General features: G+C 55.5%; 11 protein-coding genes. 8 read left to right on the top strand and 3 right to left on the bottom strand.

Translation table 11 applies throughout. The features are described 5' to 3' along the window. The first annotated feature begins 3 nt into the window (after nt 1-3). On the top strand, nt 4-591 hold the full coding sequence (locus ABSH60_RS20900) for a flavin reductase (RefSeq protein ID WP_390975932.1): 588 nt from the start codon (nt 4-6) through the stop codon (nt 589-591). 141 nt (nt 592-732) lie between these two features. Then, nucleotides 733-912 (top strand): hypothetical protein, encoded by a 180-nt coding sequence (locus ABSH60_RS20895; RefSeq protein WP_056775066.1) that lies wholly within the window; start codon nt 733-735, stop codon nt 910-912. Nucleotides 913-1,095: 183 nt separating this feature from the next. On the opposite strand, the gene ABSH60_RS20890 is transcribed toward ABSH60_RS20895, so the two are convergent. Next, nucleotides 1,096-1,827 (bottom strand): GntR family transcriptional regulator, encoded by a 732-nt coding sequence (locus ABSH60_RS20890; protein WP_056775062.1) that lies wholly within the window; start codon nt 1,825-1,827, stop codon nt 1,096-1,098. Nucleotides 1,828-2,134: 307 nt separating this feature from the next. On the opposite strand from ABSH60_RS20890, the gene ABSH60_RS20885 reads away from it, so the two are divergent. Next, entirely contained in the window at nt 2,135-3,781 is a 1,647-nt protein-coding gene (locus ABSH60_RS20885; RefSeq protein ID WP_390975929.1) for an alpha-glucoside-specific PTS transporter subunit IIBC, read from the top strand. Beyond that, the gene (locus tag ABSH60_RS20880) at nt 3,781-5,103 is read left to right on the top strand and encodes a 6-phospho-alpha-glucosidase (RefSeq protein ID WP_122096967.1); all 1,323 of its coding nucleotides are present in this window, start codon (nt 3,781-3,783) and stop codon (nt 5,101-5,103) included. Before ABSH60_RS20885 ends, ABSH60_RS20880 begins: the two co-directional genes overlap by 1 nt. Nucleotides 5,104-5,174: 71 nt before the next feature. Here ABSH60_RS20880 and ABSH60_RS20875 read toward each other — a convergent pair whose 3' ends face one another. After that, nucleotides 5,175-6,116 carry an aminoimidazole riboside kinase gene (locus tag ABSH60_RS20875; RefSeq protein ID WP_390975927.1) on the bottom strand — a complete coding sequence of 314 codons (942 nt, stop codon included), beginning with the start codon at nt 6,114-6,116 and terminating at the stop codon, nt 5,175-5,177. 251 nt (nt 6,117-6,367) lie between these two features. Here ABSH60_RS20875 and ABSH60_RS20870 point away from each other — a divergent pair, with 251 nt between their 5' ends. From ABSH60_RS20870 to ABSH60_RS20855, 4 genes are all read left to right on the top strand, one after another. Continuing rightward, nucleotides 6,368-7,954, top strand: coding sequence for a carbohydrate porin (locus ABSH60_RS20870; RefSeq protein ID WP_390975925.1), 1,587 nt, complete (start codon nt 6,368-6,370; stop codon nt 7,952-7,954). Nucleotides 7,955-8,028: 74 nt separating this feature from the next. After that, a complete protein-coding gene (locus tag ABSH60_RS20865) occupies nt 8,029-9,399 on the top strand; it encodes a sucrose-specific PTS transporter subunit IIBC (RefSeq protein ID WP_122096912.1) in 1,371 nt (456 codons plus the stop codon). Next, nucleotides 9,399-10,808, top strand: coding sequence for a sucrose-6-phosphate hydrolase (locus tag ABSH60_RS20860; RefSeq protein WP_390975923.1), 1,410 nt, complete (start codon nt 9,399-9,401; stop codon nt 10,806-10,808). Before ABSH60_RS20865 ends, ABSH60_RS20860 begins: the two co-directional genes overlap by 1 nt. A 30-nt stretch (nt 10,809-10,838) precedes the next feature. After that, entirely contained in the window at nt 10,839-11,861 is a 1,023-nt protein-coding gene (locus tag ABSH60_RS20855) for a substrate-binding domain-containing protein (RefSeq protein ID WP_056775046.1), read from the top strand. 45 nt (nt 11,862-11,906) lie between these two features. Here the strand turns inward: ABSH60_RS20855 and mtr are convergent, their stop codons facing one another. After that, on the bottom strand, nt 11,907-13,151 hold the full coding sequence (gene mtr, locus ABSH60_RS20850) for a tryptophan permease (protein WP_122096915.1): 1,245 nt from the start codon (nt 13,149-13,151) through the stop codon (nt 11,907-11,909). Between the last annotated feature and the right edge of the window lie 393 nt (nt 13,152-13,544).

The following is a 13,544-nucleotide window of genomic DNA, read 5'->3' as shown; positions in this document are numbered from 1 at the left end:
CCAATGACCCCACAATTTGCTCCCGTTGAACTGGAAAAAGCCTACCGTCTGATTAACCACGGCACGACCGCGCTGGTATCTGCGCATCACGAAGGCGTGGACAACGTGATGTCTGCCTCGTGGGTGTGCGGTCTGGATTTCAGACCGGCAAAACTGACCGTGGTGCTGGATAAGATCGCCAGAACGCGCGAGCTTATCGAACAGAGCGGATACTTCGTGATTCAGGTGCCTACGGTCGCGCAACTGCAAATGACCTACGATCTGGGCAACCGCACGCTGCGCAATGACCCGGATAAACTCGCAAAATGCGGCACGGAGCTGTTTCGTATGGCAGGCCAGGGGGATTTACCTTTCGTCGCCGGTTGCACTGCGTGGCTGGCCTGTAAGCTGATCCCGGAGCCTCATAACCAGCAGGCGCATGATCTGTTTATCGGCGAGATTGTCGGTGCCTGGGCGGACACCCGCGTGTTCAAAAACGGACACTGGCATTTCGAAGAAGCCGATCCGTCGCTGCGCAGTTTGCACTACATCGCAGGCGGCCAGTTCTACGCCACCGGCGAACCGCTGAACGCCAATACTGATCTGAAATAACCCGCTGATACACCGGAGCTGGCGGTTTTATGACTACACCGCTGGCTACCTGGCACATAAAGGCCTACCATCGACCCGCACCATGCATTAAGACGTACCCTGGTTTTTTGAAGTTCCATGCACCACGAGTTAAGGATTGTTATGAGCGAAGTCGAAAGTTCGATCAGTGTTGGCGATAGTTTTACTGTCAAGAACGGCTCAACCCACGAAGTCACTGGCTTTGTGAAGAAAGGAGAAAGAATTTATCCAACGGTTAAAACTGACCACGGCGATTCTAACTTCACCTTCATTAAAGAAATTGTTTCAGTGAACAAAGCGTAACGTTAACGACCTTACCGAAGATCGCGGCCTGTTGTCTCCCTACGCAGAGCAGGCTGCGTGACGATGCCCCTTCAGATTCTATTTTCCGCTCCCTCTCTGACCTCCCCTTTTTTTCCTGATGACGTCTCAGCCAAACCGCACATCATGACTTTCCAGACATCCTCTTCAGACAGTGCAGACCTCTCAGGCTGGCCGTATGTGACCGGTACAGGATTTGTTGCGCTGCAAATGGTAGTCCACATGGTATTCGTTGGCGTTGCGGATCATCACTGAGTAATTGATGTAATCGCCGGTATCGCTGTAAGACAGCGACGTCAGGCGCAGCAGCGGCGTGCCTTCGGCGATGTGAAACAGGGCGGCGACGGTGCTGTCGGCGAGGATCGGGCTGAAGCTTTCATAGTTTCCGGCGATGCAGATATGGCATTCGTCTTCGATGTAGGAAAATTTAGAGCCTTCCAGATGCTTCACCGAAAGATTGCCAAATAAACGGCCTGGCATGTAGCTGTCTTCCAGCACCAGCGGTTTGCCCTCCACCGACCGCAGGCGGCGCGAATAGTAGATGCGCTCATCGGTTTTGATGCGCAGCTGGCTGGCGATGGCCGGGGGCGCGCCCATGATCTTAAACTCCAGCACTTCGCTCACCGTCGGGCGGCCCAGTTGTTTCATCAGTTCACAAAACCCCATCAGCCCGCGCGTTTCATGCTGGACATCCTTTTGCGCGACGAAGGTTCCGCTACCGTGACAGCGCCGCACCAGCCCCCATTCGATCAGCAAGTCCACCGCTTTACGCAGCGTCATGCGCGAGACGCCAAACTCCGTTGCCAGCTTTTTTTCGCTGGGTAAAGCATCACCGATGCCGAAATCGGCAGAATTAATGCGAATTCTTAAGCGTTCAGCAAGCGTTTTGTAGATCACCGGCAGACCTCTTTCTCCGTGCGCGAATCTCCGTAGCCGGGCCTGAAAAGCCGGTTACGCCCCTGTAAATCCTCAATAACCTGTTCTGGCCTTGCGGGGTTTTAAGACCCGCTAATTTCAGTGTATAGAAAAAGCCTGAAAAGTAGATCACTTCACCCGCAGAAAAAGCATGAATGCGATCACGAAACGATTAATCATTTTGCGATCTTATTTTTCATTATTCCTACTCTCTGATCAGAAAATAAAAAACGTCATTAAAAACATTTTAATAAAAAACTCTGACCCCGAAGTAAAATGAGGATTATATATGCTCAGTCAAATCCAACGTTTTGGCGGTGCGATGTTTACGCCGGTATTACTGTTTCCGTTTGCGGGAATGGTGGTGGGCATCGCGATTATGCTTCAAAACCCGATGTTCATGGGCGAAACGCTCACCGCCCCTGACAACCTTTTTGCTCAAGTTATTCATATTATTGAAGAAGGCGGCTGGACGGTGTTTCGCAATATGCCGCTGATTTTCGCCATCGGCTTGCCTATCGGGCTGGCGAAACAGGCACAAGGCCGTGCCTGTCTGGCGGCGCTGGTCAGTTTTATGACCTGGAATTATTTAATTAATGCCATGGGATTAACCTGGGGAGATTATTTCGGCGTTAATTTCAACGTCGAACCCGGCGGGCAAAGTGGGCTGGCGATGATTGCCGGAATTAAAACGCTCGATACCAGCATAATTGGTGCGATTATTATTTCCGGTCTTGTTACCTCAATACACAATCATTTTTTTGATAAACAACTTCCCGTTTTCCTCGGTATTTTTCAGGGCAGCTCCTTCGTGGTGATTATTGGTTTCCTGCTGATGATCCCCTGCGCGTGGCTGACCCTGCTGCTGTGGCCGAAAGTGCAGAGCGGTATTCTCTCGATGCAGCATTTCATGCTGGTTTCCGGTTCGCTGGGCGTCTGGGTCTACACCTTCCTCGAACGCATTCTGATCCCGACCGGTTTGCATCACTTCGTCTACGGTCCCTTTGTCTTTGGCCCGGCGGCGATTGAAGGGGGCATTCAGGTTTACTGGGCTGAACATTTGCAGGCCTTCAGCCAAAGCACCGAACCGCTGAAAAACCTGTTCCCGCAGGGCGGCTTTGCGCTGTTCGGTAACTCGAAAGTCTTCGGGTCGATGGGGGTTGCGATGGCGATTTACGCCACCGCCGCACCGCAAAACCGCGTGAAAGTGGCGGGGCTGCTGATCCCGGCAACGCTCACGGCCGTGCTGGTGGGCATCACTGAACCGCTGGAATTTACCTTCCTGTTTATTTCCCCGCTGCTGTTTGCGCTCCATGCATTACTGGCCGCCACGCTGGCGACGCTGATGTACATGGCCGGCGTGGTCGGCAACATGGGCGGCGGCCTGCTCGATTCGTTCCTGCCGCAAAACTGGATCCCGATGTTCCACAATCACGCGGCAATGATGTTCACTCAAATCGGCATCGGGCTGGTGTTTACCGGCATCTGGTTCCTGGTGTTCCGCACGGTGATCCTGCGCCTGAACCTGAAAACGCCGGGGCGCGAAGACAGCGAAATCAAGCTCTACAGCAAAGCCGATTATCAGGCGCAGAAAAAAGCCAGCGACCGCAAGGCACCGTCTTCCTCACAGGGCCAGGCCGCCGGGTATCTGCAGGCGCTCGGCGGTCACGGCAATGTTATCGACCTCAACAACTGCGCGACGCGGCTGCGTATCACGCTGGGCGATATGGCGCTGACGCAAAGTGACGACATCTTCAAAGCCCTCGGCGCACACGGCGTAGTGCGGCGTGGCAACGCCATTCAGGTCATCGTGGGTCTGCACGTTCCTCAGGTGCGCGACCAGATAGAGACGCTGATGAAGCAAGACGCTTTCACACAATCATCCACATCCGGGGCGCGTTCCCCGACAGAAACATCCCTTACGGAGGCAGTATGATGAAGAAATTCTCAGTCGTTGTGGCAGGCGGTGGCAGCACATTTACACCGGGTATCGTTCTGATGTTACTGGCAAATCAGGAAAGATTCCCGCTGCGGGCCATCAAATTTTATGACAATGATGGCGCACGTCAGGAGATTGTCGCCGAAGCGTGCAAGGTGATCCTCAAAGAGCAGGCGCCGGAGATTGAGTTCAGCTACACCACCGATCCCCGTGCGGCATTCACGGATGTCGATTTCGTGATGGCGCACATCCGCGTCGGTAAATACCCGATGCGTGAAAAGGATGAAAAAATCCCGCTGCGTCACGGGGTGGTCGGACAGGAAACCTGCGGGCCGGGCGGGATCGCCTACGGGATGCGCTCAATCGGCGGCGTGCTGGAAATCGTCGATTACATGGAAAAGTATTCACCGGATGCCTGGATGCTCAACTATTCCAATCCGGCCGCCATTGTGGCGGAAGCGACGCGCCGTTTGCGCCCGCAGGCCAAAATTCTCAACATCTGCGATATGCCGATCGGCATTGAAGGGCGCATGGCGGAAATTGCCGGGCTGAAATCCCGCAAAGAGATGCGCGTGCGCTATTACGGGCTGAATCACTTCGGCTGGTGGACATCAATCGAAGACGCGCATGGCAACGATCTGATGCCCAAAATCCGCGAGCATGTGGCGAAATATGGCTATGTTCCCCACACCGGTGAACAGGCAAGCGAAGCCAGCTGGAATGACACCTTCGCCAAAGCCAAAGATGTCTGGGCGCTGGATCCGTCCACTTTCCCGAACACCTATTTAAAATATTACCTCTACCCGGATTACGTCGTCGCGCATTCCAACCCTGACCATACCCGCGCCAATGAGGTAATGGAGCATCGCGAAAAACATGTGTTCAGCGCCTGCGCCGCCATTACTCAGGCCGGGAAATCGTCTGCCGGTGAACTGGAAATCGACGAACACGCGTCTTACATCGTCGATCTGGCGACGGCCATCGCGTTCAACACGCAGGCAAGAATGCTGCTGATTGTGCCGAACGAGGGGGCTATCACCAATGTCGATCCGCAAGCGATGGTCGAAATTCCCTGTCTTGTCGGCAGCAGCGGGCCGGAACCGCTGACGGTTGGTAAGATCCCACTGTTCCAGCAAGGATTGATAGGCCAGCAGGTGGCGGTGGAAAAACTGGTGGTCGAAGCCTGGGTGGAGAAATCCTACCTGAAACTGTGGCAGGCGATCACGCTGTCAAAAACCGTCCCGAGCGCGTCTGTCGCCAAAGCCATTCTGGATGATCTGATCGAAGCCAATAAAGACTACTGGCCGGAACTGAAATAAAACAGGAGGTTAAGAGAGAAACGGCGCAGCCATCGCGGTTGCGCCGTTTTTTTATACGCCAGATGACATGTTTAAAACGCCTGACTACTAAAGGCGGCCAGCGCCTGCGCATCCGGCAGCGCCGTCATTGCGCCGCGTGCGGTGGTGGCCAGCGCGCCGCAGGTGAGTGCCTGACGGATAATGGCGTGCCACGCCTCGGGTGACGGTTGCGGGCCGTGCTGTGCCAGTCCGGCCAGCAGCCCGGCAACAAACGCATCGCCCGCGCCGGTGGTATCGACGGCCTGCACTTTCGGCGCGGGATACTGCATCAGCGAGGCATCCTGTTTGCGGTACACTGACACGCCGTCTTTTCCCTGAGTGACCAGCAATAACGCCGGATCGTGGCGCTGACAAATCCGCATAATGCCTTCTGACAGCAGCGATTCACCGGTCAGATACGCGAGTTCATCCTCAGACACTTTGATCACGTCTGCCAGCGACAGTGCCTGCTCGAGGCATTCGCGCAATGCATTTTCATCCGGCCATAAATCGTGACGGATATTCGGATCAAAGCTGACCTGACCGCCTGCCGCTTTCATCTGCGCCATGGCTAAAAAGGCGGAAGAACGCGAAGGTTCAGCGGAAAGTGAAATTGAGCACAGGTGCAAAAACTCTCCGGCGGAAAACGCAGGAATATCGACAGATTGCAGAAACAGATCGGCACTCGGGCGCACCATAAACGTAAACGATCGTTCGCCGTCAGCATCGTTTTCCACCACCACGGTGGAGGTCCGGTGGTGCGGATCGCGGTGCATAAATTCGGTGTTCACCGCTTCGTCATCCAGCGTTTTACGCAAAAATGCACCGAAAGGGTCGTCGCCCACGCGGCCAATAAAACCGCTGTTTCCGCCGAGACGGCTGATGCCGACCGCCACGTTGGCCGGTGCGCCGCCGGGGCACTTCAGTAAACGGCCATCTTCTTCGGGGATCAAATCCACCACGGCATCGCCCAATACCCAAACCCGGTTATTCATCTTCATTCCCTTTTTCTCATCCTGATAAGTCATCTGTCGATAAAGTAGAAGAACCGGTTTAGCTAATCAAGCACAAATGAATTATTAGGATTCGGTGACGATTTGCCAGCAAGATCACAATTCCACTACAAGACTGGCGAACTTCGTTGCCTAAAGGCAGGGGGAGTGCTTATTGTGCTCAGGAAAACCAGTTTAGCAATTTAGCTAAACAGTTTTTCCCATAATAATTACATTTCTTCTGAGGGATAAAAATGATGATGAAACCTCGCTATCTTGCTGTTGCTATTGGACTTATTCTTTCTTCTGCGGCTCAGGGGGCCGATATTTCCGCCAGTGCGATTGAAGCCCGCTTCAACGCCATGGAAAAACGTTTGCAACAGGCTGAAAGCCGCGCCGCCAAGGCCGAAGCCCGCGCAACGCAGGCAGAACAGCAGGTTAAGCAGCTGGAAACACGCACCGCCAGCAACGAGCAGCAAACCCGTCAGGTGGCGAAGACGGCAGAAATTACCCAGCAGCAAACGGCGGATGTGGCAAAACGCACCGAAACGTTAGCCAGTAATACCAAAACCAGCAGCAGCGATAACAGCGGGTTTAAATTCACCGGTTACGCCCGTTCCGGCGTGATCATGAATGATTCCGCCACCTCGACGGAAAGCGGCCCTTACGTGACGCCCGCCGGACAAACCGGGGGCGCGGTCGGCCGTCTGGGCAACGAAAACAACACCTACGTTGAGCTGAATCTGGAACACAACCAGACCATGGCCAGCGGCGCCACCTCACGTTATAAGGTGATGCTTGCCGACGGCCAGCGCAGCTATAACGACTGGACCGGCGCGACCAGCGATCTGAATATTCGTCAGGCGTTTGTGGAACTGGGTTCGCTGCCGACGTTCACCGGCCCGTGGAAAGACTCCACGCTGTGGGCGGGTAAACGCTTTGACCGCGATAACTTTGATATTCACTGGCTCGATTCCGACGTCATTTTCCTCGCGGGTACCGGCGGCGGGATTTATGACGTGAAGTGGGGCGATAACCTGAAAAGTAACTTCTCGCTCTACGGGCGCAACTTCGACGATCTGGACGATAACAACAACAGCAATGACGACACCCGCATTGAGAACTACATCGTCACGGCGAATAACTTCGCCGGGCCGTTCCAGTGGATGGTCAGCGGGCTGCGTGCCAAAAACAATCAGGATCGCGAAAACACCGGTACACAAGGCGTCACCAACGCAGCGGATACCGGCTTCCATACCCTGCTGGCCTACCACGGCGCCAGCTTCTACGGCCTGCGCGAAGGGACATCGAAAACCGCGCTGTTGTACGGTCACGGTTTAGGGGCAGAAGTGAAAGCGCTGGGCTCGGACGGGCATCTGACCGACGACGCCAGTACCGTACGTCTGGCCACTTACGGCATCACGCCGCTGAGTAAAAACTGGAATATCGCCCCGGCGATCCTCGCGCAGCAGAGCAAAGACCGTTACGTCTCCGGCGATGATTATCAGTGGCTGACCTTTAACACCCGTCTGATCCAGCAGATCACCGAAAACTTTGAACTGGCCTATGAAGGCAGCTATCAGTACATGGATCTCGATCCGCAGGGCTATCAGAATAACAACAAAGTGAAAGGCGGATTCTACAAACTGACCTTCGCGCCGACGTTTAAAGTGGGGGATATCAGCGATATGCTCAGCCGTCCTGAAATCCGTTTCTTCGCCAGTTACATGGACTGGAGCCACAAACTGGACAGCTACTCTTCCAGCGACTCGTTCGGGACGGACGGTTTCACCTCCGGCGGCCAGTGGAATTTCGGCATCCAGATGGAAACCTGGTTCTAAAAAGCAGGGTGTGAATCACCATGATACGCCTGAGCACATCGGGCGTTATCGTTCAGGGTAATACAAGGAACATTATGAATATCAATGCAATCGCGACTGAACTGCTTCCGTTACTGGGAGGCAAAGACAATATTGCCAGCGCGGCACACTGCGCCACGCGTCTGCGCCTGGTGCTGGTGGATGACAGCCTGGTGAACAAAAGCGCCATCGAAAAAGTCGAGGGTGTGAAAGGCTGTTTCAGCAATGCGGGTCAGATTCAGGTCATTTTCGGCACCGGTCTGGTGAACAAGGTTCACGCCGAGTTTATTAAAGTGGCGGGGATTGGCGAATCCAGCAAATCCGAAGCGGCCAACATTGCGGCGCAAAAGCTCAATCCGTTCCAGCGTATCGCGCGCGTGCTGTCGAATATCTTCGTGCCGATCATTCCGGCCATCGTCGCCTCCGGCCTGCTGATGGGGCTGCTCGGTATGGTGAAAACCTACGGCTGGGCCAACCCGGACAGCGCGATTTTTATCATGCTCGACATGTTCAGTTCGGCGGCGTTTATCATTCTGCCGATCCTGATCGGGTTCACCGCGGCGCGTGAATTCGGCGGTAACCCGTTCCTCGGCGCCACGCTGGGCGGCATTCTCACCCATCCGGCGCTGACCAATGCCTGGGGCGTTGCCAGCGGTTTCCATACCATGAATTTCTTCGGTCTGGAGATTGCGATGATCGGCTATCAGGGCACGGTGTTCCCGGTGCTGCTGGCGGTCTGGTTTATGAGCTTCATCGAAAAACGTCTGCGGAAAGTCATTCCCGACGCGCTCGATCTGATCCTGACGCCTTTCCTGACGGTGATTATCTCCGGTTTTATCGCTTTCCTGATCATCGGCCCGGCAGGCCGTGCGCTGGGTGATGGCATTTCCTTTATTCTCAGCACGCTGATCACCCATGCGGGCTGGGTCGCGGGGCTTATCTTTGGCGGGCTGTATTCGGTGATTGTTATCACCGGGATCCACCACAGCTTCCATGCCATTGAAGCCGGGCTGCTGGGCAACCCGAACATCGGCGTGAATTTCCTGTTGCCGATCTGGTCGATGGCTAACGTGGCGCAGGGCGGTGCTTGTCTGGCGGTATACTTCAAAACCCGTGATGCGAAAATTAAAGCGATCGCCATTCCTTCGGCATTCTCGGCTATGTTGGGCATTACCGAAGCGGCCATTTTCGGTATCAACCTGCGCTTTATGAAACCGTTCATTGCCGCCTTAGCCGGCGGTGCGCTCGGCGGGGCATGGGTGGTGGCGATGCACGTCAACATGACCGCCGTCGGCCTGACCGGTATTCCGGGGCTGGCGATTGTGCAGGCCAGTTCGATGGTCAGCTACCTGATCGGCTTAGTGATCGCTTTCGGCAGCGCATTCCTGCTTTCCCTGCTGCTGAAATACAAAACGGAGAGTGAATAATGTCGGAAGTGAGTTTGCTGAAACAGGCGTTGTGCAGCCTGGTGGCGGGGCAGGTGAAGGCCGCCGCCGACCCTTACCGTCCCGGCTGGCACCTCGCGCCGCCGGTCGGTCTGCTCAACGATCCCAACGGTTTTGTGCAGCACAACGGCCGCTACCATCTTTTTTATCAATGGAATCCGCTGGCCTGCGCGCACGGGGCAAAATTCTGGGGGCACTGGAGTTCAGCGGATTTACTGCACTGGCAGCATGAGTCGCTGGCGCTGGCACCGGCAGAAGAGTATGAGTCGCACGGCTGTTATTCCGGTTCAGCTGTCACAGACAACGGCCAACTGACGCTGATCTACACCGGCAATGTGAAATACCCGGACGGCAGTCGCACCGCGTTTCAGTGCCTGGCGCGTGAAAACGTGCGCGGCGAGTTTGAGAAAACCGGGCCGGTGCTGGATTTACCCGCCGGTTACACCGGCCATGTGCGCGACCCTAAAGTCTGGCAGCACGAAGGCCGCTGGTACATGGTGCTGGGCGCGCAAGATCTCAGCCTGCAAGGCAAAATCCTGCTGCTGCGCTCTGAAGATTTGCTGTCATGGGAATCGCTGGGTGAAATCGCCGGTTCCGGCCTGAACGGGCTGGGCGAGTTTGGGTATATGTGGGAATGCCCGGATCTGTTCCGTTTGTCCGGCAGCGACGTGTTGATCTGCTGTCCGCAGGGGCTGCCTGCACAGGCCGATCGCTATCTGAATACGTTCCAGTCCGGGTATTTCGTCGGGCAGCTCGATTACGCCCGCGGGACGCTGGCGCATGGCGAGTTCCGCGAGCTGGATCTCGGCTTTGAATTTTACGCCCCGCAAACCACTCAGACCGACGATGGCCGCCGTTTGCTGATCGGCTGGATGGGCATTCCCGACGGCGATGAGTTTTATCAGCCGACCGTCGCGCAGGGCTGGATCCATACCATGACCTGCCCGCGTGAACTGACGCTGGAAGACGGCAGGCTTATTCAGCGCCCGGCGCGTGAACTGCGCCAGTTACGCGGTGAAGTGCAGGCGTGGCGGGGCATCGCGCAGGACGCGCCGGTGTGGACCATCAGCCGTGCGGAGGTGGAAATCGACACCTCCGGGCCGTTTGCCGCGGATTTGGGCGGTAATCTGCAACTGGCCTGGGACGGAGAATGGCTGCGTCTGACGCGTCAAAACCGTCGCAGCGGCGAGCAGGAGCAGCGCGTCTGGCGCGGCGCGTTACGCTCCCTGACGCTGTTGTGTGACAGTTCATCCGTTGAAATTTTCATCAATGACGGAGAGGCGGTGATGTCGTCGCGCTATTTCCCTGCGTTACCGGCGCAACTGACCTTCAGCGGGGCACAGCAGATAGCGCTGCGTTACTGGTCGTTGACGGATTGCGTGATAGACTAAACGTCTTTCCGGACAACAGAATATGGCGCAGTGAAAAAGACCAAACGCATTACTATCAGCGGCATAGCCGAACTGGCTGGCGTGTCGAAATCGACTGCCAGCCAGGTGCTCAACGGACACAGCAAAAAGTTTCGCATTTCCGATGTCACGCGCGATCGCGTGCTCGCGGTGGCCGCTGAGCAACATTATCAGCCGAGCATTCACGCCCGTTCACTCAACGCGGCGCGCAGTTACACGCTGGGGCTGGTGGTGCCGGAAATGACCAACTATGGCTTCGCAGCCTGCTCAAACGAGCTGGAAACCTTGTGCCGCGAGAACGGTATGCAGTTGCTGATCGCCTGTACCGATGAAAATACCAGTCAGGAAACCATGGTGGTGAATAACCTGATCCAGCGCCAGGTGGATGGGCTGATCGTCGCCTCAAGCATGCTCAACGACGCCGAATACGTCAAAATCAGTCAGCAGTTGCCGGTGGTGCTTTTTGACCGCCACATGCAGGACACCCAGCTGCCGCTGGTGGTGTGTGAAGCGATCGAATCCTCCGCCGAACTGGTCGCCCGCGTGGCAAAAAACCATGCCGATGAGTTTTATTTTCTCGGCGGGCAGCCGCGAATTTCCCCGACGCGTGACCGTCTGGCGGGCTATCAGCTGGGCCTTGAACGTGCCGGTGTCAGCCTCCAGCCTGAGTGGATCATGTACGGCAATTATCATCCGAGCTCCGGCTATGAGATGTTTGCAAATCTCTGCGCGCGTCTGGGGCGTCCGCCCAAAGCGTTGTATGTCGCCTCGTGCGGCCTTATGGAAGGGGTGTTGCGTTATATGAGCCAGCACAAACTGCTCGAGAGTGACATTCACCTGTGCAGTTTCGATGACCATTATCTTTATGATTCGCTGTCAGTGAAAATCGACACCGTGGCACAGGATTGCCGCGAGCTGGCGATGCACTGCTTTGACGTGGTGATCGGTCTTATCAATGAGCAGCAGCCTGAAGAACTCCGCTGCTACTTAGCCCCCCGGCTGCACTGGCGGCACCCGGATTCTCTCCCCGCCTGAGACGAACCCGTTCCCGATACCGCATCAGGAACGGGTGCCTGCGCATTACCGGTATACCGGCAACAGATTCACGCTCGACAGAATATGCACCACCGCGTTGAGCACCCCGAACAGCAGCACCAGCACAATCATTTTATTCCCGCCCCAGACCCGATACAGCGGGCTGCCAAAGCGTTTACGCGATTTGCGCGCCATCAGCGCGGGCACGATCACCGCCCAGACCGTGGCCGCCAGCCCGGCGAAACCGATGGCATAAATGAAGCCGTCCGGGTAAATCACGCCGCCAATCATCGGCGGAATGAAGGTGACCAGCGCCGTTTTGAAACGTCCGGTTTTGCTGTCGTCAAACTTAAATAAATCCGCCAGATAATCGAACAACCCGAGCGTGACGCCAAGGAAAGAGCAGGCGACGGCGAAATTCGAGAAAATCGTCAGCAGTAAATCCAGGCCTTCGCTGTTGAGGATCTGGCTCAGTGACTGCACCAGCACATCAATATTGCCGCCGCGTTCAGCGATACCGATAAAATCCGGACGCGGAATATTGCCCATCGTCCCCAGCATCCAGATCACATACAGCCCGAGCGCCATCAGCGTTCCGAGCAGCAGACATTTTTTGATCACCTGCGGGTTCTTGCCGTAATACTTCATCAGGCTCGGAACATTGCCGTGATAGCCAAACGACGCCAGACAAAACGGCAGCGTCGCCAGCACATAGGGCATATAACTCGGATGGAGTTCCACGCTGTTGAGCAGATTGACCGGCCTGATGTGCCACAACAGGCTGCCGAAGGTCAGGAAGAACGCGATGATTTTTGCGCCGAGCACGATGGCCGTCATCCGGCTGACCGCACGGGTGCTCAGCCAGACGATAAACGCGACGGCCAGTGCGGTCAGCATTCCGCCCAGACGCGGTGAAAAGCTCACAGACATTTCACGCATCGTATGCTGGATAACCGAGCCGCTGGCCGAGATATAGGCGTAAGTCAGAATGTACAGCACGAAGGCGATGGTGATGCCGTTCAGCCGGTTCCAGCCTTTACCGAGCAGATCGCGGGTTACGGTATTAAAACTGGAGCCAATCGGGTAATTGAGGTTGGCCTCGAGGATCATCAACCCGGAATGCAACATGCAAAACCAGGTGAAAACCAGTGCGGCGACCGACCAGAAGAACCAGGCGCCGGACATCACCACCGGCAGCGAAAACATCCCGGCACCGATGATGGTTCCGCCAATAATCATTGCACCGCCAAAGACGGAACGGAGTGGGGCTTCCCTGGAAAGCGTCGCCATAGTGCGGATCCTCGCGTGGCTTTTATCACGATTCATATAACGAATTGCTGTAAAAGAAGAGATGGTAAAGGACGTCAGAAAGCACGTGATTATTCTGCGGCTCTGACCTTAAGCGCGACAATATAGTGCAAACGAGCCATATTGTACACCGTGAACTAGTTCACTGGTACGAAAGGCAGCCTGAGGAGTGCAGTGCCCCCGAGCCTGTAGACAAATCTGGGCCTACATCTTTACTGTTCAAATGCTCTTATTAAAGAGAACGTGATATTTTTAAATATCGCTAAGACTACACCTCTTATCGCGGAGAGATTGCCGAATACCCTGACAGCTGGGTACATAAATAATTACGAATAGGGCAGGCGGCAAAAGTCCGTTAGTTAAATGAAATATCTT

The organism is Rahnella sp. R3(2024), from assembly GCF_042920125.1.
Classification (GTDB): Bacteria; Pseudomonadota; Gammaproteobacteria; order Enterobacterales; family Enterobacteriaceae; genus Rahnella; species Rahnella rivi.
This window is presented reverse-complemented; position numbering and strand designations above follow the sequence as displayed.